Origin of the sequence: Flexithrix dorotheae DSM 6795 (assembly GCF_000379765.1) — a bacterium.
GTDB lineage: Bacteria > Bacteroidota > Bacteroidia > Cytophagales > Flammeovirgaceae > Flexithrix > Flexithrix dorotheae.
Genome location: NZ_KB903434.1, coordinates 20,836 through 46,864, shown reverse-complemented (window position 1 = coordinate 46,864; position 26,029 = coordinate 20,836). Strand labels below are relative to the sequence as shown.

Below are 26,029 nucleotides of genomic sequence, written 5' to 3'. Positions count from 1 at the left end.
ATAAAAAGGAGGGAGGGGGAAAATAGAAGAGTAAACCAGAATAGACTTCAAAAAGCCTCATTCACACCAAAGTAAAACCCATTATTGCCATTGGGACCAATACCATAGTCTAGCCGGATTACTGAAGGATTGCCTTTCAGAATCTGGAAGCGGATTCCTCCTCCAAAACTTGGTTTTATTCCTTTGGTTAGATTTGAAGGGATATCTGCTACTTCTCCTGCAGAAACAAAGCCCGCTACCTTCCACCTTGGGCGAAATGAATACCTGTATTCTGCCTGAATGGCGTAGATATGGTTATCAATATACCGTCCCTTAAAATATCCCCGTGTTCGGTCCGCACCACCAAAAATGGCTGCATTCTGAAAAGGTACATCTCCAAAATTGAATTCGAAATATCCCTGAATAGCCAATAAATGATTTTCCTTTAAAGGAAAGTATTTCCGGGTATCAATTTCATATTTATTAAAACTGTGGGTACTGCCCATCGCTTTACTGGTAAACCCACCATACAATTGTAAATAATGGCCTTTATTCGGAGAAAAATAATTGTCTCGCGTATCGAGATTGAATACCACACCAAGCCCACTGAGGGTAGTGCCGGTTGAACCGATTACCTCTCCGTTTGCCAAAATTCCATCTTCTTTAACTTCAATTACATCATGTTGAAAAAATCGGTATTCGAAACCAAAGTTTAGGGATGGAGGGAGGCGTTTCAGGAATGCCGCTTTCACTTCATAGGATTCCATATTATATTCCTCCAGGTTGGAGTCTGGTGTATTATTTCCTATACCCCAAAAGTTGTTTGGAAAGATTTTATATTTAAATGCCCCATTAAAAAAATACCTTTCATTTTTGAAATAAATCTTGGGAATGACATCCAGGATGAATTGATTTTTTATCGTGTATATCGCAGATATAAATACGTTGGAAAGTCTGGTGTCAATCCTGCTTCCTTTTGTCCTGAAAAATAATTGGCCACCGACTCCAAAACCGAATTGTGTTTCAGGAGTATAGAAAATTATGGGAATTAATACTGTTCGGAAGTTCTTAAATTCTACTGTATCTGATTTATATCCAGCTTCATGGGAAGGGTTATTCTGTCCAAATGCTGATTGATGAACAACACCAGAATAAATCAGGAATAATATAATAATGAGGCTTTTTTTCACTAGAAAAAGAATTCATCAATAAAAATTGTAAAACCAAAATTAAATGAAATTACATCAGTAAACACAGATTCTTTAGTCTGGGTATTATTAATGAAATCCTCTTTTGTGCCAGAAAGGAAAATGGATTTATAAGATAGGACAAGGTCAAATCCTACTTTATTGTCGATAATATAGGTAAATCCTGCCCCAACTTCAATTCCACCACCTCTGGTATTTAAGGCTTCATGGAAATTTTGTGGACCATTCAAAATTTGGGAATCCTCTCTTGAATTGGCATAGAAAATGGAAATTTCAGGGAATAATGAACCATAATCGTGATCGGAAAGGTAATACCTGGACCACGGACCAAGTTGAAGCAGTTCTGAAGAATAACTAATGGTAGAATTCTGGCTACTTCTTGAAATTTTAAAATCCCCGCCTACTGCCCATTTATCTTTCACAAAAAAGCCACTTTTGGTGCCAAATGAATAGCTGTTATCAAAAGTTTTTTGATTATTGGAAGAGGATGTGCTGAAAGCTCCCGAACTAATATTTCCATTCAAACCAGTTAAAAACCTTTCTTTTTGAAATGGGCCACTGTAGTGCCTGGTGGAATCATTTTCACTCTGAGCGAAAAGATAACCACTTTGAAACATGATAAAATAAGTAAGGATTAGGATGATTTTAGACTCAAAACTCCTAATCAGTCCATTGGTGATTACCATAAAAAAGGAAATAACAATCCTTTCGGTTCTAATAGCGTGTTTAAAATTTAGGTTTTCCGAAATGTCGGACCAAAGCGAAAACGTCCAGGTTTGGGTTCTCACGAAAAAAGAAAATTTTTGAATAGCAGCGCTATTTGGAAATTTTATTTTGAAGTGAAGTTTCATAAATGGGCGTTTGCAGCGAAATAGTTAAAATTTAAATATGCTCTAATGATAAAATCATTGAATAAAATCTTAAAAATCAAACACTTGCCAGATACCAGTTTCACATTTAAAGAAGAGTTTGGGCTAATTTTCAATTTGAAAATTCAGGATAATCAAAACTAGTTTTTTATGGCACTAAACCTTTAAGCGTAATGATTTCCCCTTTCCGCAATACTTTCACACTAAAGGTATCTCCAGACTTTAATTGGGCAAAATGATCCAAAAGTTCTTCTTCATTTAATTGAGGAGAAATATTGAATTTATCAACTGATAAAATAATATCCCCTCCCAAAAGTAATTTTTCCCCCTCTATTTCAGCTTCATAAACACCTCCTTTCAATCCCATAATATCGGTAGGTGACAAGGGAACTACCTTTTGTACTAAAAGCCCCATTTCCTGCGGAAGATTAAAAATTTTGGCGAGTTCTCCATTTAATGGCACCGATTCCAATCCGGTCCAGAATGGCCTGCGGTCGATAACAAGTTTTTTGGCAATATTGGTGGTAGCTGCAAAACCAAGCCCTTCAAAGCCCCCTGACTGACTCAAAATATAACTGACAATTCCAATCACCTCGCCATTTAGATTAAACATGGGCCCACCGGAATTTCCATGATTGATGGCGGCATCAGTCTGGAAAAACTCGGATTGTATAAAACCATGTGATCTGGCTGTTTTGATGTGTTTTGCACTAATATTTCCCACAGATAAAGAATGCTCAAGCCCCAAAGGAGAGCCAATCACAATCACTCTTTCTCCCGTTTTGACATTATTACTTTCTCCTAATTTAGCCACCACTCCATTTTTTTTAGGCCAGTTTAGTTTGATTAAAGCCACATCTGCTTGTTTATCAACAGAAACAATTGAAGCGGGAATTTCTTCTCCATCCAGAAACTTTACAGATATTTTTTCAGCAGTATTTACCACATGAGAAGCCGTAAGGATTTCTCCTTCTTTGGAAATAAGCACCCCGGATCCCAATCCCTGGGAAGCTACCATGGCTCTTCCCATTCCTCCCAGATTAGTAAGGCTTTTCTCCTGGGTCATTATCACTACTACCGAAGGATTTACTTTACGGAAAAGCTCGCTTACATCCTGAGATTGGCCTTGAAAAATGACACCGAAAATCATTAATAACAGGGTAAGAAATTGTTTTTTCATTCTAGTTTTCTATTTAATTCTTGGGTTAATATCAAAGTCAATAATTTAAAATCTGAGGCTTTGGTCGCCATCAGATGAACAGAAAGTCTGTCCTGACGAAATTCGCGATATATTTCAGCCGATCAGTCGACCGATTTTTTTATAATAAATTGAATTACTTATTCAATTTCAGCAGCCCTAAGGTACAACTCCTTTTAATACTTCTTTTTTCCCTGCCCTGAAAACAGTGAAGGTAAAGGAGTCTCCAGTTTTAAGGCTTGCCAGCTGATCCACTATTTCGTCTATTTTTTCTCCTGAATCCAGTGCAATGTCATTAATAGCCAAAATAATATCACCACCTAATAAAATACTTTGCCCCTCAATTCTGGCTTCATAAATTCCTCCCCTTACTCCCATAATATCAGCAGGAGTTAGAGGAACTACTTTTTGGACGAGTAGCCCGATAGGTTGTGGTAAATTGAAGATTTCTGCTAATTCTCCGGTAAGAGGGATTCCTTCCAGCCCCGACCAAAAAGGATTATCTCCCAATACCAGTTTTTTTGCAATGTTGCTGGTTGCGGCAAATCCAATTCCCTCAAAACCACCTGACTCACTTAATATATAACTAACAATCCCAATGACTTCCCCATCCATGTTGAACATGGGCCCTCCGGAATTTCCTTTATTTATGGAGGCATCCGTTTGAAAGAATTCGGATTGAGAGAAAACACTTTTGGTTTTATGCGATTCATGTTTGCCACTAATATAACCAGTAGAAAGAGAATGTTCTAGGCCTAATGGGGCTCCAATAACCATTACCATTTCCCCGGTTTTTACCTGATCGGAGTCTCCAATTTTTGCTACCGTAGCATTGGCTTTTCTGCTCACCAGCCGGATAAGGGCAACATCAGCACTTGGATTGGAAGCTATTACCTTTGCCGGAATTGCATCTCCATCCGAAAATTTCACCATAATATCCTCAGCGGTATGCACTACATGAGAGGCGGTCAATATATCCCCCTCTTCGGAAATGAGTACCCCGGAACCAAGTCCCTCTGCATCAATCATGGCCTTCCCCATTCCTGCAACTGTAGTTAAGGATTTTTCTTTGGTGTAAATCACCACTACCGAAGGGTCCAGTTTTTTAAATAATGGCGCAAAATCCTGGGAAAATAATGAGTAAGTGGAGGTGAAAAAAAGTAATAACAGGGCAAAGTTTTTTTTCATCATATGTTTCTTTAAAAAATCAAAAAATGAAATGTCATTTTTTTTTGCATAATCGGTTCGGACTATTTTAAAAGTGAAATCAAAGAAAACATACCCAAACCAATTAGGCCTAAAATTAACATATTAATTGAAGTTTGGAAGATTTCCACTTGTACTTTTTAAAATGAAGGAATTTTAAATCTGCATCGGATTAGCAGAAAAGGTAATTAAAAGGTTTTAGGCTTTCGATGGGTTAAGCCTTACTAAAAAAACGAGGTCATCAAAAGTTAGTGATTTCATGAGGAAAATGCTTAGATTTTGGTTTAAGCGATTCCATTTTGAGATAAATAATGAGGGATATTTTTTAGGAAAAAACTGGCAGGACAGTCCCCACTGAAAGCATGGAACCATATCTGCCATAACCAGCCTGAAGGATTTACTTCAGACAGTTTCCACATGGGATAAAAAAAACTGCTAACTTTTGATAGTAGCAGTTTTGAAGGTTAAATAGTGCTTACAATTTAAAATTTTGGATCACTTAATAAAAGCTTATCTAAAGAATCAAACTCTAAAAGGGTACAACCCTCTCTCGGTTTATAAATTTCCTTAATATTAAGATCTTTTATACTTAACTTCCCAAAATAGCTGTCAGGCGAAATGATATAAATATTGGCCAACAATAATTTTTTCATCTGTGGGTAAAAGACTTCTTTCATCCATAACCTGTCCTGTTCACCAATTACCGACAACAGACTTAAGTTTATAATAATACTTCTGGCCCCGGTTTTTTGAAGCACTTCTAAAATAACCAGGCAGGCATTTCTGAGTCTTTCTTCAAAAATAAAACCTTTAGATTCCAGATAAACCAGATTTTTGTCTTTTAAAAAACCTATAAAAAATTGTTTTTCCCTAAGAAAAATATCTATTCCCTTAAAGAAAGATTTATTTAATATTCCCATGATTTCTATTTGTTAGGTAATAGATAAAGGATGTTTTTAACATTTTGAGGTTTGTTAAATTCTCCTTTTACCTGTCAAACTTGGAAGGCTTTTACCAGATAAGGGAACATTTGTGAGTGGGAGGAAAAGATCAGGGAGTCAGTAAGTGAATATTTGGATGTATTTGAAAATGGATCATAGATAAAATCAAAAATGAAGGAAAATAGTATCACATTATTATAAATTGTAAATGTGATACTATTTTAAAGACTAAACAGGGTATTTCCACGGGCCTCTGTAGTCCCGAGATAGGAGCTTATTGGCCTCATTATCATTTACAATCAACTCCTTTTTTCCATCCCACTCTACACTTCTTCCAAGTTTATAAGAAAGCATTCCAAGCAAACTCATATTTGTCGCATAGTGGCCTTGTTGGATATCCGCAACTGGTAGTTTATCCGTTTCAATTGATTTAATAAAATCATCCCAAAGTTCCGGAATATTTTGCCAGTCGGGTTTGTGTAAACTATGATCCATGTGAATGATTTCCCCTTTTTTATCATTTGGGTAGAAAGTCCATCCATCCAGCCAACCCATATGGAAGGTGCCTTTGGTGCCATAGAAATAACATCCAATGTTGTGGTTTTCGGCATTATTTGTTCCAAACTTTCGGTGTTCCCAGGTAGCCGTAAATGATTCAAATTCAAAATTAATAACCTGATGATCCGGAGCATCAGAATTGTCTCTCACTATATTTTTACCTCCGGTAGAAAAAACCTTTTTAGGATAATTTTCTTCTGTCCACCACAGAATCTGATCGAACCAGTGAACCCCCCAGTCCCCGGCAGTGCCATTGGCAAAATCGAGGTAATTTCTAAAACCTTTAGGATGAATTTGGGGATTATAAGCATCAAGCGGAGCGGGACCACACCACATATCCCAATCCAGCCCTTTTGGAGGTTCGGAATCTTCCACAATTTTTGGTTCATGATATCCGTAATGGACAAATGACCTGACCATACCAATATCTCCTGCTCTGCCTGATTTTAAGAATTCAATTCCGGCCATATTGTGAGGAGAAATGTGTCGGTGCAGCCCAACCTGTACCATTTTGTTATTCGCACGAGCAGCTTTAATCATGGCCTTGCCCTCATTTATAGTATGCCCAATTGGTTTTTCCACATATACATGCGCACCGGAATTCACCGCATCTATGGTTACCAGTGCATGCCAGTGATCAGGAGTGGCATTAATTACGATTTCTGGTTTTTCTTTTTGCAACATTTCCCGGTAATCACCATAAAGTTTAGGCTTGTCATTACACAATTCTTCCACTTTAGAATTGGCATCCTGAAGTTGATTGGCATCTACATCAACCAGTGCCACAACTTTCACATTTTGAGCTTTAATGGCAACGGTTAGGATATTCATACCCCACCAGCCGCTTCCTACCAGTGCAGTTGTATATTTTTTATCTTTAGCATGGAGATTAATAATAGGAAGAGCAGAAAAAGCTAAACTTGCTGCAGAGGATTTTTTTACAAAGTCCCTTCTTTTCATTTTCAATTTAGGTTTAATAAAATGACTGATATTTTTATTGATAGGGTGAATTTAGGGAATTCTATTTAAAATGGAAGATTTGGAAATAAGATAAGAGCCATTTTGGGAACGTTTTTTCCTTCTTTAGTTTTAAAAACCAACTGACTGATCGAATAAACATCTACCAATTGATCCAATTGGAATTATACTGAATGAGACCTCAATATCGGATTTATGAACCCATTGAAAGAGATATAATTCCTTTATGGGATTAAGAGAAATATGGCAGCTCCATGAAATTTTCTTAAAAAACTTAAAAAGTTGGATAAAATGCCGATAAACTGCATTAAGCTGCCATCATTATATGATTAATTAATGATTAATTTGTATCTTGCACCCCTTTATTATTAAGACGTTTTTTAATAGAAAATAATGGCTGAAGGAGAAAATATTATCCCGATTAATATCGAGGATGAAATGAGAGGTGCCTACATCGATTATTCGATGTCGGTAATTATTTCAAGGGCCTTACCAGATGTGAGAGATGGCCTTAAACCAGTACACAGAAGAGTATTATTTGGAATGGCTGACCTGGGGGTTTACTACAATCGCCCCTATAAAAAATCAGCAAGAATTGTAGGGGAAGTTTTAGGTAAATACCACCCCCATGGAGATTCATCAGTTTACGACTCAATGGTGAGAATGGCTCAGAACTGGTCATTAAGAGTACCATTAGTTGATGGTCAGGGAAACTTTGGATCAATCGATGGCGATTCCCCAGCGGCAATGAGGTATACAGAAGCCAGGCTTAAGGAAGTGGCTGGTGAGATGCTGGCTGATATCAAAAAAAATACAGTAGATTTTCAGGGGAATTTTGATGATTCCTTACAGGAACCATCTGTGCTACCCGGGAAATTTCCAAACCTTTTGGTAAATGGAACTTCTGGTATTGCCGTAGGTATGGCAACCAACATGCCTCCGCATAATTTAGGTGAAGTAGTAGATGGCATTATTGCCTATATAGATGACAAGGAGATTTCTATTGATGGCCTGATGGAGCATATCAAAGGGCCTGATTTCCCAACTGGAGCAATTATCTACGGTTATGATGGGGTAAAGAAAGCTTTGGAAACCGGAAGAGGCCGGGTGGTAATGCGATCTGTGGCCGAAATTGAGGAAACCAAATCGGGAAGGGAACAAATCGTAGTGACCGAAATTCCATATATGGTGAATAAGGCCATGATGATTGAAAAGACAGCTGCCTTAATCAATGATAAAAAGATTGAGGGAATTTCCGATATAAGAGATGAATCTGACAGAAATGGTATCAGGATAGTTTATGAACTGAAAAGAGATGCTATTTCGGATGTGGTATTGAATACCCTATACAAGCAAACTCAGCTTCAGACTTCATTTAGTGTTAATAATATTGCCCTTGTAAATGGAAGACCAAAAACACTAAATGTAAAAGATCTTATCAGGCATTATGTTGATCACCGGCATGAGGTAGTGATCAGAAGAACGCAATATGATCTTGATGAAGCTGAAAAAAGGCTTCATATTTTAGAAGGTTTATTAATTGCTCTTGATCACCTGGATGAAGTAATTACATTAATCCGGAATTCAAAAGATCCTGAAGTGGCCAAAATTGGCTTGATGGAAAACTTTAGTTTGAGCGAAGTTCAGGCGAAAGCTATTCTGGATATGAGACTTCAGCGGTTGACAGGTCTTGAGCGTGATAAAATCCAGGCGGAGTATAATGAAGTCTTGAAATTAGTGGAGGATTTGAAAGAAATTCTGGCTAATGAAGGCATGAGAATGGATATCATTAAAGAAGAGTTGACAGGGCTGAAAGATAAATATGGTGATCCAAGAAGATCTGAGATTGTTTTCAATGCAGAGGATTTTGAAGTAGAAGATATGATCCCTAATGAGGAAATGGTAATTACGATTTCCAATGAGGGATATATGAAAAGGACCCCATTAAAAGAATACAGGACTCAGGGAAGAGGTGGTGTTGGTTCCAGAGGTGTGGTAACCAAACAGGATGATTATCCGGAACATTTATTTATAGCCAGTAGCCATAACTTCCTGCTTATTTTTACGGAAATGGGTAAGGTATTCTGGTTAAAAGTTTATAAAGTTCCGGAAGGAGGAAAAACATCCAAAGGACGGCCAATGCAAAACCTTATCCAGATTGATAAGGACGATAGCGTAAAAGCGGTGATTAATGTAAATAACCTGAAAGATGAGGATTACATTAATAACCATTATCTGGTGATGGCTACCACCAAAGGTGTTATTAAGAAAACTACATTAGAAGCTTATTCTAGGCCAAGGCAAAATGGAATCAATGCCATTACCGTGAGAGAAGGAGACCAGTTATTGGACGTACAGCTTACCAATGGCAACCATGAAGTTTTACTTGCCTTAAAATCCGGAAGAGCGATTAGGTTCAATGAATCTTTGGTAAGACCAATGGGGAGAGGCGCTTCAGGAGTGAGAGGGATTTCCCTTGCCGGTCCGGAAGATTCGGTAATTGGGCTGGTATGTGTGGAAGATAAAGAATCAAGTCTGCTGGTGGTTTCGGAAAAAGGTTTTGGTAAACGATCTTCTATTGATGATTACCGAATTACCAACCGAGGAGGAAAAGGAGTAAAAACTTTAAATGTTACGGAAAAAACCGGTCAGTTAATTAGTATTAAGGATGTCAATGATACTGATGAATTAATGATCATCACTAAATCAGGAATTACTATCCGGATGAGTATGAATGCCATCAGGGTAATGGGTAGAGCTACCCAGGGTGTAAAACTGATTAGATTGAATGATAATGATGAAATTGCTTCTGTAGCAAAAATAGAAAGGATTGATGAAGAGGTTGAGTCACAAGTTGATACTGAGGAAAATATAGACAAAGAAGAAAGCTCAGAGGGAGGAGAAGAATAATCTTTCGGTTTTAAATAGCCTGGTCTGATTAGTTTTAATTGGAGCAGGCTATTCTTTCTAAATATTAGCAGGCATTAATCATCAACAGTTATGAATAGTGCCGTATCTTTCATTATTCTGCCAACCAGCCGGAAAAATCAATTAATCCTAACACATCATTCTGGGTATTTCTCCCTGCTTAAGTCCGCGAACTGGGCCTAAAGTTTTCATTTCATTCCTTTACACAGGGAAAAATGATGCTGAAAATCTGGTAAAATTGGGGATAACTTACATTTAATAATTAAGGGAATAAATATTAATTTTTTTATTTTTGTATCTGCAGATCAGGATTTTGTAATTAGGAATGAAATTTATGCCTGCAAAACTAATAAAATAAATAGGAGCATAATCTTAATACTACCAAACTAATATTTCACAATTTCAATTAATTAGACAATAAAATTAGTAATTAAGTTAGTCCTGCAAGGCTAATCTTCAAACTTAAATTCATTTAGTATGAAAAATTTTGTTTTATCATTTATTTACATAACTGCATTTTGTTTTGCTTTTATTACAAATGCACAAGAAATTAAAAAGCCATCAGAGTTTAAAGCTATTGATTTCCTGAATAAGGGAGAACTGGACATGGCCAAAGCTCATATCGATGGATATATTGCTGAGCCTAAAAATGCGAAAAAATTAACTAAAGGTAAGCCTTGGTTAACCAAGGCAAAAGTGTATTCTGCAATTGCTCTTGCAGAGGATGAAAAATATGCGTCTCTTTCTGATAATCCTTTGGAAGAAGTAATGAGTGCTTTGGATAAAGTAAAGGAATATGAAAAAGAATCTACCCAGACTTATATGGAGGCTTTTGGTCCTCAGCTTCCTGGCTTTGCTGCTCCAATCGTAGATAATCTTTATGGTGCATTCTTTAATAAGGCGGTAGATGCTTACAACGCTGATGATTTAGAGACATCAATAGAAAATTTTGAGAAAGTACTGGTAGTGGTTCCAACTGATACGAACTCTGTGCTGAACATCATCAATGCAGCTTATAACCTGGAGCCTGCTGACGAGGCAAAAATCAGAACTTACTGCCAAAAATTAATCGATTTGAATTACGACAAACCAACTGGTTTTAAGTATTTGGCACAACTTGATTTGAACTTGGCTGAAGAAATGAGAGCTGAAGCTGAAAATGCTGCTGATTCGGCTAAAATGCTTGAGTTCTATGCTGCTGCACTGGAAACCGTAAATGCAGGTAGAAAAGCTTTTCCTGAAGATCAGGACTTACAAACGCACCAAATCAATTGCTACATCAGATTAGATAAGACTGATGAAGCTATTGCCTCTCTTGAAGATGCTGTTGCTGCAAAACCAGACAAACAACTTTATTTTAACTTAGGTATTCTTTATGACAGAACTGATAATTTTGAAAAATCAGCTGAGAAATATAAGAAAGCCATTGAGTTAGATCCTGATTATTATGATGCTAACTTCAACCTTGGAGCTATGTATTTTACACTTGGAAATAAAAAGATCGTAGCATCAGGTGAGCATAAGGATATGAACGGTAAATTCACCAGTGATGAGGGTAAAAAATTAGAAGAAGAAGGAAAGGATTTATTTGGAAAAGCAGTTCCTTATTTTGAAAAAATCACACAACTTGAGCCAAAGGAAAGACAGTCTTATGAAATTCTGGAAAGAATGTTCTATTACTTAGGCGAAAAAGAAAAACTAGCTGCTGTAAGGAAGCAACTTGAGGCTTTACCAGAAGCTGGAGAATAATTAGACTTATTTCAGTACAGAGAAAGTCCCTTAACCTGATTGGTTTAGGGACTTTTTTTATTGGAACAATGGTAACACATATTAGTCTGGGGCTTCATGCGTTATGGAATGACAAATTAAAATTTTTGGACCAATTTATTTTTTGGTCATTTGAATTTAAAATTCCATTATGCTTTCCATAAAGTATATTCTCCTGGTTGTAGGACTTTCGGTCCTTACCACTTTCAAGACTTTTGGACAAAAAAATAAAATGTATTTCCGTGAGCCTAAAGTTTTACTGGACTTTGGTTTAAGCGCAAATGCATATAAAGGAGATTTAAATGAAACATATTCAAAATGGAATGGATTTGTCCATTTGGGATTAAAACTGAATAGGAAAAAAAGGTTGAATAGTCAGTTTGAAATTAGCTTTGGGAAATTGAAAGGACAAAACCTGTTTTTAACAAGGCCTGAAGACAATACAAAAACGGTGAATAAATTTTTTGCTACAGATGTCTTTTCAGTCAACTACAACCTTTTTATTAACCTTATAAAAAAAGAAAATTTTGCTGTTTACCTAAGTCAGGGTGTTGGATTTATGAAGTTTTTACCGAAAGATGAGTCGGGAAATGAACTTACTCAGGAAATAGATACCAGAGCCACTGATGAAGATTACAATACCAATGCTTTTCAACTTCCCACCAATTTAGGAGCCTTGTATTTTTTTAAACCAGGATTTGGAATAGGGTATCAAATGGGATTAGTAAATCCACTTACGGATTACCTTGATAATATTTCTCAACTCGGAGAAAAATCCGGAAATGATAATATTTTCAGGGTGAAATTTTCCTTTTACGCTCCGCTTTCATTTGAAGATAAAAATAAAAGACGAAGGAGATAACTAAAGAAAACAACCAATCTTAATAAGATTCCTTTTTGTTGGGAAATTCCTTTCCTTTCACATCTTTAATATATCCCTGAACGGCTTCGGTCATTACATTAAACAAATCGGCATATCTTCTTAAAAACCTGGGTTGGAAATCTTTGGTAATACCCAACAGATCGTGTGTGACTAAAACCTGTCCATCTACACCGCCACCAGCACCTATACCAATAACCGGGATATTCACCGATTTGGCTACTTGTTCCCCCAGCTTGGCCGGGATTTTTTCCAGTACAATGGCAAAACAGCCACATTCTTCCAAAATTTTAGCATCTTCAAGTAACCGTTTAGCTTCTTCTTCTTCTTTGGCCCGAACGGTATAAGTGCCAAACTTATAAATAGACTGAGGAGTTAAACCCAAATGGCCCATTACAGGTACACCAGCACTTAATATCCTCAAAACAGATTCCTTTATTTCCCGTCCTCCTTCCAGTTTTACAGCATGTGCCCCGGACTCCTTCATAATCCGTATAGCAGATCTTAAAGCTTCCGAAGAATTTCCCTGATAAGAACCAAAGGGGATATCCACCACTACAAATGCCCTTTTTACAGCCTTTATCACAGAGGTAGCATGATAAATCATTTGGTCTAAGGTAATAGGAAGGGTGGTCTCATTTCCAGCCATTACATTGGATGCCGAATCGCCAACCAGAAGTATATCAATGCCGGCAGCATCAAGAATTTTTGCCATGGAGAAATCATAGGCGGTAAGCATGGATATTTTTTCACCCCTTGCCTTCATTTCCTGCAAAATATGAGTGGTAACGCGCTTTATGTTTGATTGATGGACTGACATTGCACCAGTTTTAGATTAAAATGGAAGTAGATAATATCCTTAATATTGCCAGAATTACTCTAAATTGATAGGGTTTTTCTTTAAATATTTTAGGAGGTTTTTCAATTTAATTGCGAAGGTCTGTATATTTCGGGGAAATGACAAATATGTTAATTTTAAGGGGATTAATTTGAGATTAATTACTTCACTACGAAATTAAATTACTCCTTTGGATTAAACTTTTACGCATAAATTTGACTCAACATTTTTTTAAATTTACTCGTATTGAAAGTTTTATTTTATTGCCAAAAAATTAGTAAAAAACGGATACCAAAAGGTTTTAAACTATTAAATAAGCACCCGTGCTATTATTTCCGAGAAATAGTAATCTATCTATCGGTCTTTTATGGCAAAATAATACACGATTAATTTTGAATTACTACTTAAGAAGATAACAAAGAATGGCTGAAATACTCACCACGGCTGGACTAATTAGCTTGTTCACCCTTACATGCCTGGAAATAATTCTTGGCATTGATAATATTATTTTCATATCCATTGTGGCCAACAAACTGCCACCGCATCAGAGGGATAAAGCGAGAAATGTAGGAATTATTCTTGCGCTGGTAGTGAGGATTTTGCTGTTATTGGGAATTACCTGGATAATTGGACTTCAGGAACCTATTTTCAGCATCAGTTTTTTTGAAACAATTCATGTAGATCCGGATTTTAGTGGCAGAGACCTGATCCTGTTGGGTGGAGGTTTGTTTTTAATGGCTAAAAGTATTGCAGAAATTCACGATAAAATTGAAGGTCATGAAGAAAAAACAACAAAGGTTTTTACCGCAAGTATGGCAAAAACCATTTTTCAAATTGTAATCATTGATATAGTTTTCTCTTTTGATTCCATTTTAACTGCCGTTGGATTAGTGAAAAATGTAACCATTATGATTACAGCAGTAATTATTTCTCTTTCCATTATGCTTTTTGCGGCCAAATCCATTGGAGATTTTGTGGAAAGACATCCTACACTTAAAATGCTTGCCCTCTCTTTTTTGGTATTAATAGGGTTTTTGCTGGTCATTGAGGGATTTGGCGAGCATGTGCCCAAAGGATACATCTATTTTGCCATGGCTTTTGCTTTTATAGTAGAATTACTGAATATGAAAACCAGGAAAAATACCATCAAACAGGAACTGCTACAAGGAGCTGAAGTAGAAGAAAAAAATTAGTGTGGCATTTTCTGGAATTTCAAAAGGAAGAATTTTTATATTAATCTTCTTCCTTTTGAGCTAAAAACTCAGGGTCTGGCATAAAAGTAAGAGAACTGAGTTTTTCTTCTGTAAAAATTTCATTGGAAAGTTCCATGATTTTTTTTGCATCAACCGCCTTAATTTGTTCAAAAATACTATTAAGGCTTTCAATTCTTCCCAAGTCTAGCATGCTTTTACCCATCATGAGCATGAAACCCAGATTACTTTCATCGGACATAGCCAGTTGCCCCATAATTTGTTGTTTGGCAGCATGCAACTGAAGACTTCCCAGAGGCTTTTCTCTTAGTTTTTTCAGTTCCTTATTCACAAGTGACCTGCATCTTTTTAATGTTTCAGTCTCAGTTGCAAAATGAATGGCAAATAAGCCGGTATCCTGAAAAGATGTCACATGGGCATCAATGCCGTAAACAAATCCATATTTTTCCCTTATAGCCAAATTTAGCCTTGAATTCATTCCGGGGCCTCCCAGGAGGTTAACTAACATAAAAAACGGAATTCTGTTTTCATGATCTTGTGGAAAAGAAGTAGTACCGATGGCACAATGGGATTGGCTAATCTGCTTGGTTTTGGTAACCTGTTGTACGGAATAACCGGTAAAAAGCTGTCTGTTTTTTGGTGCCTGAAGCCTTGGAATTTCTTCAAGGTATTTTCCCACGATTCTTATTACTTTTTTAAAAGGCAGTTTGCTTACACTGGAAAAAATAACCTCCTCAGTATCCAGGTTTTCCCTAATAAAATTATCGAAATCAACCTTATGAAAAGCCCTGACACTTTCCTTAGTTCCAAGAATATTGTAACCTAAGGGATGATCGCCAAATATGACTTCATCGAATTCATCCTGGATGGCATCTGAAGGATCATCCTTGTACATGGACATTTCCTCCAATATCACACTTCTTTCTTTTTCAATTTCCTTGGCGGGAAAAACAGAATTAAAAGTGATATCCGATAATAAATCTACAGCCTTTTCGAAATGTTCATCCAGCAAAGAAGCATAAAAACAGATCTTTTCTTTGGTGGTATAGGCGTTCACTTCACCACCAACCGAATCGAGACGATTTAAAATGTGATAGGCCTTTCTTTTTTTAGTGCCTTTAAAGGCCATATGTTCCCAAAAATGTGCAATGCCAATCTGGTGAGGCTTTTCATCCCGACTGCCAATATTGAGAATAAAACCGCAATGCGCAATTTTAGTATTCTCTACCTGCTTATGTAAAACCCTTATCCCATTTGGAAAGGTGTATTCTTCAAATTCCGTCATGTTTCCTTTCTACTTCTTCCTCAAAATCCCTGAGATTTTAATGGAGCTGTCAAAAATAAATCAAGAAAGTGTATTAAACGAAGATATTTTCGAGTAGATGGAAATTTTTAGTCTCCAAAGAATAGGTGTTTTGTATAAAGGGTTTTGCGCCAAAGCCTTCCTTCCAGTTCATTAATCCCTTATTAATGGTATTATTTTCTTTGTTGGTACAAACACCCAGGCTGAAAAAATTGTAATTTGAAAAATGACTGAGCAGATGATTCATTAGAAAATCTACTGCACCCAGCTCTCTTCCTTTCTCTGAACTGGAAATATATTGGGCATGCACAAAATTGGAGTTGGTAAAAATAACCATTCCGGAAAGCAAGTCTGTATCCTTATGACAGGTAAAAAGATGAATGTGATCCGGGAATTGTTTTTTCAGATAATGGATTTCTTTTAAAGCATGTGTAGGCTGAGTTCGAAATTTTGTATATAGATTATTTTCCAGGTTTTCCCAGAATTTTTCCCAACTTTCATCCAGGTGAATTTTTAATCCAAGCTTTGACGCTTTTTTAATTCCCCTTTTTCTTCTTTGCTGAATGTGAACAGGTGTCTTTAAATTGATTGCAAAACTAATTTCCTGATTAATAAGCCGGGCATTTACCCGATTGAAAGAAAAATCTTCAATTGAATGAGGTTCTGATTTTACAAAGTCCGGACAGGATTTATAAATAAGTTTATTGATGTTTTGCTGATGTAAATAATCAAAAAGGGAATGAAAGCATGCTGAGGTTGTTTCCACATCTATTTTTTTACTAAATATAAGCCCTCCATAAGTAAGTCCCTGATGGGAATACAGAATGCCGTCATGAGTATTAGCAGGAAGGACTCCTAAAATTTTATCATCCTCCAATATCACTAAGGAAAAGTCCTGAAATCTATCGGCATGATATTCCATGAAATTTCGGAAAAATAAAATAGAAGATGCCTGTGAATCCGCTATGAATTGATCCCAGTCCTTTTTTAAAGTCTCCTGATATTTTCTGATTTCCAACATGCCTTCAAATTATTGGGGAAAACCCTAATTTCCAATTTTGCCCAAAAAAAGAAGGAAGACAAATAGCCTTCCCTCATCATATTTATTTTAAATCAAAAATTACTCACTTCTCAGGCTATTTACCGGATTTGCCCAGGCTGCTTTTATGGAATGATAGCTTACAGTGGCCAAGGCAATGAATAAAGCCAGAAAAGCTGCCATTAAAAATGAGCCAAATCCAATATCTATTTTATATTGGAAATCCTGAAGCCAGTTTTCCATGGCAAAATAGGCTATGGGCCAGGCAATCAGGTTTGAAATTAATACCAGCTTTACGAATTCTGAAGACAATAAAACTACAATAGCAGAAATTTTTGAACCCAGTACTTTTCGGATTCCAATTTCTTTTGTTCTTTGCTCGGCTATGAAAGAAGCCAGTCCAAATAGGCCAAGGCATGCAATAAAAATGGCCAGCCAGGTAAAATTGATAATTAACAATGAAAAAACTTCGTCACTTTGATATAGATTACCAAAATCCTCATCAAAGAAAGTATATTCCATAGGTAAGGCAGGGTTGACTTCAGCCCATTGTTCTTCCATTTGGGCAATTGTTTCAGGAATATTTCCACCTTTTATTTTTATCACCATGGAATTATTTGCCTCAGGTAGGTAACTGATAAGGATAGGCTCAATTTTATGACGCATGGAGGTAAAGTGAAAGTCCTTTACTACTCCGACCACAGTCATATCAGTTTGTCTTATCTGCACTTTTTTCCCAATCGGATCATCCCATCCTATCGCTTCTGCAGCAGCTTCATTGATGATAATAGACTCTTCCCGCTCAGTTCCGAATTCAGGAGAAAAATTCCTGCCAGCAGAAATTTCCATATTCATCAGGGAAAAATAATCTTCATTACATGACATTATGCTTACAATCCAGGGATCATCATCCTGGCTATAACCTTCAGGGACGATTCCCCTTCTGCCAAATCCCTGACCTGGCAAAGATGAAGCAAAAGCGACTTTCTCTATACCTGAAATTTGCTCTAATTTATTTTTTAAGGTTACTGCTTTTTCCTGAAGCTCCTGATTGGCTAATCTTAAATTGATGATTTGATCTTTGTCAAATCCCAGGTTTTTATTTTTGATATAATCCAATTGTTGGAAAACGATGGTAGTCCCGATAATCAGGCCAATGGAAACGGCAAATTGCAATACTACCAAAACTCTACGAAGGAAGACGCCTTTTTTGCCACTGGTAAATTTCCCTTTCACAATTTTGATAGGCTGGAAACCTGAAAGCACTACTGCCGGATAAATTCCTGAAATAATACCTAACAAAAGAGTACCTCCCAAAATGATGATATAATTTTCCGGTTGGGAAAAGAGAAATAAAATGGGGTTGCTTTCAATGGGCAAAGCAGCATAAGAACCAAAAACGGCTACTAAAATGCAGGCAAGTGACAGAGACAAAAATGACAGGAATATTGATTCGCCAATGTATTGGAAAATTAATTGTCCTCTGTTTGAGCCCAGAATTTTACGCATACTTACCTCCTTGGCCCTTTTTGATGATTGTGCTGTAGAGAGATTCATAAAATTGAATGAAGCAATCAGAATGACGAAAATGGCTACAATGGTGAGTGTTTTCACATAGCCAATTTGACCTTTTTCCTGGTTTAAACCATCGAATAAAATATCTGAAGATTGTAAATGAGCTTCTTCAAATCGCTGTGTGGTGACATTAAAACTTTCTCTCACCCCTTTTTTTCTGATCAGGTCTTCAAGCTTGGCATCAACCTTAGTCTGGGATTCGGGTGCATCGAGTAAAATATAAGTGGACATACTTATAGAATTCCATGAATCCAGCCATTGCACCCAGCCTGAGTCCTGCTGAGTAGGGTATAGGGAAACCATCACATCAAATTTCAGATGAGAATTATCTTTTACATCTTCCATAATGCCTACCACTTCTATCTCATTTTGATTGTCTAATGTAATGGTCTTTCCGATAGGGTCTTCAACTCCAAAAGTTTTTTTTGCCATAGTTTCGGTGAGCACTGCGGTATAGGGTGTGGATAATACATGGCCCTTTTTTCCTTCTTTCAATTCAAAATCGAAAACGGTGAACAGGGAAGGCTCTGCATACACCAGATTTTCAGTATAAAAATTCTGATCTTTATAAGTGACCAGATTTCTCCCACTTAAATTGATTCTTACAGCTTCTTTAACTTCTGGAAATTCTTCTTTAAGGGCTTTGCCAAGGGGAGGGTAGGTAATACCAACCAGGTTGTTACTTACACCAAGTGCTTTATCAATGGTTAAAACTCTTAAAATCCGGTCGGAATTTTTATGGAATTTATCGTATGAAAGTTCATTTTGAACAAAAATGTAAATCAGCATGCAGCAGGCCATGCCCACAGCCAGACCCAAAATGTTAATTACAGCCGTTACCCTGCTTTTTTGGATATTTCGAATGGCTACCTTCAGGTAATTTTTAAACATATGCTTTTGTAAGTTTATGACACTAAAAAAATTTCTTTTCAATTACATTGGTGCGACAGGAGCTAATTTTATTTGACAAGAAAGTTCCCGGTAATTATTTGATTAACACTAATAAAACAAATCCGGATTTTGTGTTAGTCACACTAGTCTCAATAAATCTATGAAATTCCAATTCCTGAGTCCAATAGATTTTTTCGAGTGGTAATATTGATACAGAAATGGTTACCATCAGTAGTTGGCTTTTTATTGGGATGAATTTTTTAAAATAAAAGGATGGGTGAATTGCCACATTGAATTGTATGAATCCTTTATCCCTGAATTGGAAAATTGCCTGAGGATCTCTAATTTTCCCTAAAATCTCTTCAGAAAAATTAATTCTCAAAATAAATAATCACAACTGCTAAGAAAATGAAAGATCAGATAAAAGTTGGAGTAGCCTCTTTTGGAATGTCGGGTAAGGTTTTCCATTGTCCTTTATTGGCATCGAATGATGGTTTTAAAATCAGTAAAATATTAGAAAGAACCCATAGCAGATCTGCAGATACATATCCATATGCGGTAATTTCCAGAAAATATGAAGAACTCATTGATGATCCGGAAATAGAACTGATCATTGTAAATACCCCGGATCATTTACATGTGGAAATGGCCACTGCAGCATTGGAAAAAGGGAAACATGTAATTGTAGAAAAACCATTTACCATCGCTTCCGAAGATGGTCAAAAATTAATTGACCTGGCGAAAGCAAAAGGAAAAATGCTGAGTGTTTTCCAAAACCGCAGATGGGATGGGGATTTTCTTACAGTAAAGAAAGTAATTGAAAATAAGTTAGTCGGGAGACTTGTAGAGTTTGAATCTCATTACGATAGATATCGAAATTTTATTCAGGAAAATACCTGGAAAGAGAAAAAAGGAGCAGGAACAGGTATTTTATATAATCTTGGTTCCCATATGATTGATCAGGCATTGGTGTTATTTGGAATGCCCACTGCAGTAACTGCTGACCTGAGAATTACCAGAACGGGGGGAAAAGTAATTGATAATTACGAAATCCGCATGGATTATGATAACTTAAAAGTGTTGTTAAAGTCTGGATATTTGGTGAGAGAAGCTGGTCCCCGATATACCTGCCATGGTACTTTAGGCTCTTTTACCAAATATGGAATAGATCCGCAGGAAGATATGCTGAAGGCTGGTTTTCTACCTGTTGGTGACGACTGGGGAACTGAAAATGAGGAGGACTTTGGCTGGCTAAATACAGAAGTAGGAGGCTTGCATATAGAAGGCCAGATCGAAACTATTCCAGGGTGTTATCAGGATTATTATCAGAATATATATGAAGTAATTCGGGAAAATAAGCCACTTTTAGTAAAACCGGAGGAATCATTGGACGTGATAAAAATCATTGAACTGGCTCAGGAAAGTCATCAGCAGAGGAAAACAATCACTTTATAATTGTGAATTGAATGGAAATGATATTCTTTTTGCTGCTGATGATAAATGGAATAATATTATATTGAGAATTTCCCCTGATTATCGGATATTTGCGGCAAAAAACGAATCCAACTTCGAAATAAAGTATATATAATGAAAATTTTAAACATCATTTTTACTTTTTTATTTGCCGTATTTTCTGTTGTTCAATTGAATGATCCTGACCCATATATTTGGGCCACTTTTTATGCGATAGTAGCGGGAATTTCTGCTTTCGCTATTATGGATAAATATAATATTCCATTGATAGGAATTTTGATGACACTAAGTCTTGTGGGCACCATTTATTTGTCTCCCGGAGTCTACGACTGGTTTGCCAATCACAATACTGATGAAATATTTGAGAAAATGGCTCCCAATAAAATCTTCATTGAGGAGGCCAGGGAATGTTTCGGTCTGGCTATTACTTTTGTGGTGTTGTTAGTTCATTTTCAGGCTGCAAGAAAGAGAAAGATTGCTTAACATCTTAATATCACGGAAGCTTTGTACGGCTCTTGTTAAATATCAGCCTTAAAATATAAATAAAAGCCTGATTCACCATTGTTATTGAAGGAGTACTCGAAGCGATAAACTGCATTATAAAAGGTAACAATATCCAATCCAAGCCCATAACCATATATGGGCTTGTTTGTTAGTCTTTCATTAAAAATTTCCACATTGTTGTTTCTCACTCTGCCAGCATCAAAATAACCTTTAAGATAAATGGCAAGCGGAATGGTATTAAACTGATCGATAGGGATTACATTTTTTGCATTAATCTCCTTATCGAATAATTTCCATCTCATCGTATTTTTGATAAGTCCGTAATGGTAACCATCAACCACATATAAATCATATCCTCTTACAAAATTTTGATTGTAACCAAGCGCTTTAAAAAGGTTATAAGGCTGTTTTTCAGGAAATGATAATTTTCCAGAGGCTGACAATGAATAAAAAAAGTTGCTACCCAAATCCATATATTTTGAATAAATCCCAGCCACTCCAAAAATATCCACATCGTCCCAAAGCCCCAGTCCTAACTTATAAGCCTCTACCGAGAAATAATGTCCTTTTCTGGGATATGCTGCAAAATCCCTAAAATCTTTAGTGAAGCTATAGCTTAATTCAAAAAACTTCTGATAACGGACCGAATCAAGGAAATAATCCGGATTGAGTTGAGCCACCGTATCGGCAATACTATTATTAAAAAATCTAAGTCCAAAAGTATGAAAATTATAAAAACCGTCTCTTTTCGTGAGGGAAATTCCTGCATCAAACCGGGTCCTCATAACCCTGCCATCTCCATCCACATTTGTAAGTTTGTTGTTAATGGTATTGTAAGCCATATTTTTATTTTCAGCATAACTAATTCTGGTGGTAATACCCAGGTTTTGGGCTTTATTGAGATAGGGGACCCTATAAATTAGTCTTACTCTTTTGGTAAAGCCAAATTGAAACAAAATCCCCAAATCTTCTTTTCTACCCCTGAAATTTTTTCTTTTAAAATTGATGCCATAATTCAGTCTGCTTAAATCATGGTTCTGGTTTTGCCACCATTCATTGAAACTTCGGTCAGCCAGGCTAATGATGGGAATAGGAAAAGTATACCATCTTTCTTTCAGGCTTATTTGAACTACAATTTCATTTGAAGCAGTCCCTGCTTCATAATAATCGATTTCCTGTGTAATGAATAGATTGGTGTTTCTTAGTTTATTTTCCTCCAATTCGAAAAACTGAGAAATATTTTCCTCAGAAATTTTACTTCCCACATTAAAATCGAGCTCTCTTAAAATGATATGTTTTTTAGTGACTTTGTTTCCAATAATCACGATTTCATTTACAATTAAACTATCTTTTGTACCGGAGAATTCAGGCGCTGAAGGATGATTTAGTTCAAGGGCAAATAAATGACTAAATTGAAATATACTAATGGCAAGCAGTGAAAGAAATCTGCCACATTTTTTTGCGATTATAAAATTTTGATTGTTTACAGAAACTGATATCCAGTCTATCATTAATTCAACTTGTTGATTATATTTAAAAAAATAAATGTACCCAAATTTGAATTCTGGTACTTGTGGTTGTAATTGATTGGCAACTTTTCAACTTTTTTTTACTTTTGAAGCCTTTAGATGTATGGAGTAATTGAAGCTTCCAAACTTCAAAAACAAGCTTTGCAACTATTTGGTATAAAAAAACAATCCTCAAATAAATTTATACCGATCTCTTTAAATAAAATACTGTTTTTTAAATAAATCCTTCAAAATTAGCAGCTTCGAAAGTAGCACAAAGATAGACTAAATGAAATTGTTTCAGTTGACCAGCAAAAGTTTCCGAAGGATTGCCTTAACATTGGCCTCACTAAGCTGGGGGATTTTGTTATTTGCCGGTCTTATTGAGCAATATCGTTACGAACTTCATATCCAGAATCAAAACTTCTCACCAGTATTTAAAGGTACTTTTCTCAACATTTTTATTATTGGAATCTACATTTATTTCTGGCAAAAAACCAGGGAAAAAAGACATGTAGTACTCCATGATATGATATGGCAGGTATTTCTCACCGCCCTGGTTTGTACCTTATTTTCAGGGATTTTGTCATTATTATCCAATGTGTTTCATTCAACACCAAATAATGACCACCTTATAAAAATATTTACTTTTTACATTGAATTTGCACTCTTAATTACCCTGCTTTTTTCTGCTTTTGTCATTTGGAAGAGAATGATTTTGTACGAGAAAAGTGAATTTGCTTTTTTCTCCTGGTATGGTTTTGAGTATGCTTTATTCTCTGCAATTGTCCTTCATTTTTTTGAAATAGATAGCCTGGAAGTCATTTTTACCCCACTGATTGGTTTTTTCTTTATCTGGATAATGGTGATAAGTGTGAATCTGAAATGGGTTCCTCATTTAGTGTTTTCCCAAAAAATTACCAGTGTTTTTCAATTGGTGGTTATTCTTTTTTGTCTGGCTTATTTTTATGCCAGTCTGTCTTCGTATCAGGAAAACGAAAGTTTAATATTAGGAGATTATGGACAAAATATTTTCTTTTCAGGGCTATTTCTTTTCATCATAACCTATTCATTTACATCACTTTTAGTTATAATTTTCAACCTGCCCACTTCTTCGGTATTTGAGAAGAAAATTAAGGAGCTTTCCATTTTTCATAAACTTAGCGATACTATAATAGAAGGGGAAAATGTAGAAGCCCTTTATCAGATATTGTTGGATAGTACCCATAACACAGTGGCTGCAGATGCTTCATGGTTGCAGACAAATGAAAGCAAGGATTTTAAATGTATAAACTTCTCCGACCGGAAAGCCCTGGAAATTAAAAAGTTGATATATAATTCCGGCTATGATGGCAAAAAAACAAAAATTATAGGGAAGCGGAATTTTTTCACTAGTCCTAATCATCAGGAATATAAATCCATTTTGGCAGTACCTATAAAATCAGGTGAGCAAAACCTTGGCACCATGGTTCTGATGAAACATATCAATAATGCTTTTGATAATTCCATGGTAGAAATGGTGAATACTTTTGTGGCCCAGGCTGGGATTGCTATTCACAATTTTAACCTGATCTCCCAGGCAGTTGAGAACGAACGGTATAAAGGGGAATTGGAAATTGCCAAAAGGGTACATTCCCGCTTATTGCCCAAAGAGCAGTGGGTGAATGAGAATTTTGAAATTTTTGCCATTTCTGAATCGGCTACAGAAGTAGGAGGGGATTACTACGATTTCTTCAAAATTTCGGAGGAAGATTTTGTGATAATAATTGCCGATGTTGCAGGAAAGGGAATTTCAGCGGCTTTTAATATGGCCCAAATGAAAGGAATTTTCCAGGCTTTGGTAAGGTCAAACTTAAATGCGTCAGAATTTTTGGTGAAGGCCAATGCAGCATTATCTGATTGTTTGGAAAAATCGGCTTTTATTACTGCGAGTTATTATCACATCAATACAAGAACAAAAAAAATCACCTTCTCAAGGGCTGGTCATTGCCCTACTTTATTTTATAAAAGTGATGAAGATAAAGTGAAATACCTGGAAACAGGAGGATTAGGTTTGGGAATTGTGAGAAATGACCGGTATGAAAACTATGTGGAGATTAATGAATTGCCATTTCAAAAAAATGATTTGATGATGCTATTCACCGATGGAATTGTAGAAACTATGAACAATGAAACATCGGAACAATATGGGTATGATCGATTACATAAACATTTTGAGAGTCATAAAAAGTTGCCGTTAAAGAAAATTGGAAAATCTTTGATCGAAGAATTAATTAGCTTTAAAAATGACACAAATATTGATGATGATTACACTGTTTTGATAATTAAATTTTAATTTGCTAACCATTTCAATATTAAACACGTACATTAATGCAGATGGAGTTAAAAACACAAAAAGAGGGTGATTTTTACATCATTAAAATAAAAGGCGAACTAGAAGCTAGTTCTTCCGTACAATTGGATGATGCCATACAGGATGTGATCGACCAGGGGGGAAGTAAAATTTTGTTCGATTGCTTAGAATTAAGCTATATTTCTTCTCCGGGAATTGGTGTTTTTACTTCCAGAATTGAAGATCATGAAGAAGGAACGCTATCCATGGCACTTTTTGGGATGAACGATAAAGTTTTTAATGTGTTTAAAATTTTAGGATTAGATAAATTACTGCCTATCGTAACTACCAAGGATGAAGCAAAACCATTGATTTAAATGACACAAAAGATAAGGGTTAGTTGTAGCAAATCAAATTTAAAGACCATCAGGGATTTTGTAAACTCTGTATTAGGAGAGCATGAAATACCTGACAAGGAAATGAATTTGATTATTGTGGCAATTGACGAAGTGTGTTCCAACCTGATTATTCATTCTCATTCCTGCAATTCAGCAGATGAACTCGAAATCAGGATTACTTCAGAAAGTGAAAATTTGGTTTTCGAAATAATTGACCAGGGAGAAATTTTTAATATCACCGATTATTCTGTTCCTACTATGGAAAAAGTAATCAAAAATAAGAAGAACGGGGGAATTGGTTTGATCCTGGTGAAAAAGATAATGGATAGAATTCAAATTGAAAAAAATGAAGGTCTAAATGTTTGCCGGCTGTATAAATCATTAGCCAGGTAGAAAGAAAATAAAGATTAGAAGAAGGCTTTGGAATTGATATTCCGAAGCCTTT

At 36.1% G+C, this 26,029-nt stretch carries 20 protein-coding genes; 9 read left to right on the top strand and 11 right to left on the bottom strand.

All coding sequences use genetic code 11. The features are described 5' to 3' along the window. Window positions 1–47 precede the first annotated feature (47 nt). The 6 genes from A3EM_RS0108760 to A3EM_RS0108725 all read right to left on the bottom strand — a co-directional run bounded on the left by A3EM_RS0108760 (window position 48) and on the right by A3EM_RS0108725 (window position 6,919). Entirely contained in the window at window positions 48–1,169 is a 1,122-nt protein-coding gene (locus tag A3EM_RS0108760) for a BamA/TamA family outer membrane protein (RefSeq protein ID WP_020527819.1), read from the bottom strand. After that, window positions 1,169–2,038 carry a hypothetical protein gene (locus tag A3EM_RS0108755; protein WP_020527818.1) on the bottom strand — a complete coding sequence of 290 codons (870 nt, stop codon included), beginning with the start codon at window positions 2,036–2,038 and terminating at the stop codon, window positions 1,169–1,171. The genes A3EM_RS0108760 and A3EM_RS0108755 overlap by 1 nt, the downstream gene beginning before the upstream one ends. A gap of 166 nt (window positions 2,039–2,204) precedes the next feature. Next, window positions 2,205–3,236, bottom strand: coding sequence for a S1C family serine protease (locus tag A3EM_RS0108745; protein WP_020527816.1), 1,032 nt, complete (start codon window positions 3,234–3,236; stop codon window positions 2,205–2,207). A gap of 177 nt (window positions 3,237–3,413) precedes the next feature. Beyond that, window positions 3,414–4,445, bottom strand: a complete 1,032-nt coding sequence (locus A3EM_RS0108740) for a S1C family serine protease (protein ID WP_026210186.1) — start codon at window positions 4,443–4,445, stop codon at window positions 3,414–3,416. Between the two features lie 497 nt (window positions 4,446–4,942). Then, window positions 4,943–5,380, bottom strand: coding sequence for a hypothetical protein (locus tag A3EM_RS0108730; protein WP_020527813.1), 438 nt, complete (start codon window positions 5,378–5,380; stop codon window positions 4,943–4,945). A 249-nt stretch (window positions 5,381–5,629) separates the two neighbouring features. Beyond that, window positions 5,630–6,919, bottom strand: coding sequence for a Gfo/Idh/MocA family protein (locus A3EM_RS0108725; RefSeq protein WP_020527812.1), 1,290 nt, complete (start codon window positions 6,917–6,919; stop codon window positions 5,630–5,632). A gap of 411 nt (window positions 6,920–7,330) precedes the next feature. Between A3EM_RS0108725 and gyrA the strand changes: the two genes are divergently transcribed. The 3 genes from gyrA (at window position 7,331) to A3EM_RS41905 (ending at window position 12,494) form a co-directional block, all read left to right on the top strand. Beyond that, window positions 7,331–9,847 carry a DNA gyrase subunit A gene (gyrA, locus tag A3EM_RS0108720; protein ID WP_020527811.1) on the top strand — a complete coding sequence of 839 codons (2,517 nt, stop codon included), beginning with the start codon at window positions 7,331–7,333 and terminating at the stop codon, window positions 9,845–9,847. A gap of 495 nt (window positions 9,848–10,342) precedes the next feature. Continuing rightward, window positions 10,343–11,614: a tetratricopeptide repeat protein gene (locus A3EM_RS0108715; protein ID WP_020527810.1), complete on the top strand. Its 1,272-nt coding sequence runs from the start codon at window positions 10,343–10,345 to the stop codon at window positions 11,612–11,614. Between the two features lie 169 nt (window positions 11,615–11,783). Then, the gene (locus A3EM_RS41905) at window positions 11,784–12,494 is read left to right on the top strand and encodes a hypothetical protein (protein WP_020527809.1); all 711 of its coding nucleotides are present in this window, start codon (window positions 11,784–11,786) and stop codon (window positions 12,492–12,494) included. Window positions 12,495–12,513: 19 nt separating this feature from the next. On the opposite strand, the gene panB is transcribed toward A3EM_RS41905, so the two are convergent. Beyond that, the gene (panB, locus tag A3EM_RS0108705; RefSeq protein WP_026210185.1) at window positions 12,514–13,332 is read right to left on the bottom strand and encodes a 3-methyl-2-oxobutanoate hydroxymethyltransferase; all 819 of its coding nucleotides are present in this window, start codon (window positions 13,330–13,332) and stop codon (window positions 12,514–12,516) included. 440 nt (window positions 13,333–13,772) lie between these two features. Here panB and A3EM_RS0108700 point away from each other — a divergent pair, with 440 nt between their 5' ends. Beyond that, a complete protein-coding gene (locus A3EM_RS0108700) occupies window positions 13,773–14,543 on the top strand; it encodes a TerC family protein (RefSeq protein WP_020527807.1) in 771 nt (256 codons plus the stop codon). Window positions 14,544–14,583: 40 nt separating this feature from the next. On the opposite strand, the gene A3EM_RS0108695 is transcribed toward A3EM_RS0108700, so the two are convergent. The 3 genes from A3EM_RS0108695 to A3EM_RS0108685 form a co-directional block, all read right to left on the bottom strand. Beyond that, window positions 14,584–15,846, bottom strand: a complete 1,263-nt coding sequence (locus A3EM_RS0108695; protein WP_020527806.1) for a M16 family metallopeptidase — start codon at window positions 15,844–15,846, stop codon at window positions 14,584–14,586. Between the two features lie 73 nt (window positions 15,847–15,919). Next, on the bottom strand, window positions 15,920–16,885 hold the full coding sequence (locus A3EM_RS0108690) for a hypothetical protein (protein ID WP_020527805.1): 966 nt from the start codon (window positions 16,883–16,885) through the stop codon (window positions 15,920–15,922). A gap of 99 nt (window positions 16,886–16,984) precedes the next feature. Continuing rightward, window positions 16,985–19,369 (bottom strand): ABC transporter permease, encoded by a 2,385-nt coding sequence (locus A3EM_RS0108685; protein ID WP_020527804.1) that lies wholly within the window; start codon window positions 19,367–19,369, stop codon window positions 16,985–16,987. 408 nt (window positions 19,370–19,777) lie between these two features. Here A3EM_RS0108685 and A3EM_RS0108675 point away from each other — a divergent pair, with 408 nt between their 5' ends. Together A3EM_RS0108675 and A3EM_RS0108665 are read left to right on the top strand one after the other, a co-directional pair. Next, entirely contained in the window at window positions 19,778–20,824 is a 1,047-nt protein-coding gene (locus tag A3EM_RS0108675; RefSeq protein WP_020527802.1) for a Gfo/Idh/MocA family oxidoreductase, read from the top strand. 132 nt (window positions 20,825–20,956) lie between these two features. Beyond that, window positions 20,957–21,325 carry a transmembrane 220 family protein gene (locus A3EM_RS0108665; protein ID WP_020527800.1) on the top strand — a complete coding sequence of 123 codons (369 nt, stop codon included), beginning with the start codon at window positions 20,957–20,959 and terminating at the stop codon, window positions 21,323–21,325. Window positions 21,326–21,360: 35 nt separating this feature from the next. Here the strand turns inward: A3EM_RS0108665 and A3EM_RS41900 are convergent, their stop codons facing one another. After that, entirely contained in the window at window positions 21,361–22,857 is a 1,497-nt protein-coding gene (locus A3EM_RS41900) for a BamA/TamA family outer membrane protein (RefSeq protein ID WP_020527799.1), read from the bottom strand. A 286-nt stretch (window positions 22,858–23,143) separates the two neighbouring features. Here A3EM_RS41900 and A3EM_RS0108650 point away from each other — a divergent pair, with 286 nt between their 5' ends. Genes A3EM_RS0108650 through A3EM_RS0108640 form a run of 3 tightly spaced genes read left to right on the top strand, consistent with a single transcriptional unit; the run spans window position 23,144 to window position 25,977 of the window. Continuing rightward, on the top strand, window positions 23,144–25,189 hold the full coding sequence (locus A3EM_RS0108650; protein ID WP_020527797.1) for a GAF domain-containing SpoIIE family protein phosphatase: 2,046 nt from the start codon (window positions 23,144–23,146) through the stop codon (window positions 25,187–25,189). 35 nt (window positions 25,190–25,224) lie between these two features. Then, on the top strand, window positions 25,225–25,563 hold the full coding sequence (locus A3EM_RS0108645; RefSeq protein ID WP_020527796.1) for an anti-sigma factor antagonist: 339 nt from the start codon (window positions 25,225–25,227) through the stop codon (window positions 25,561–25,563). Beyond that, window positions 25,564–25,977, top strand: a complete 414-nt coding sequence (locus tag A3EM_RS0108640) for an ATP-binding protein (protein WP_020527795.1) — start codon at window positions 25,564–25,566, stop codon at window positions 25,975–25,977. Window positions 25,978–26,029: the final 52 nt, after the last annotated feature.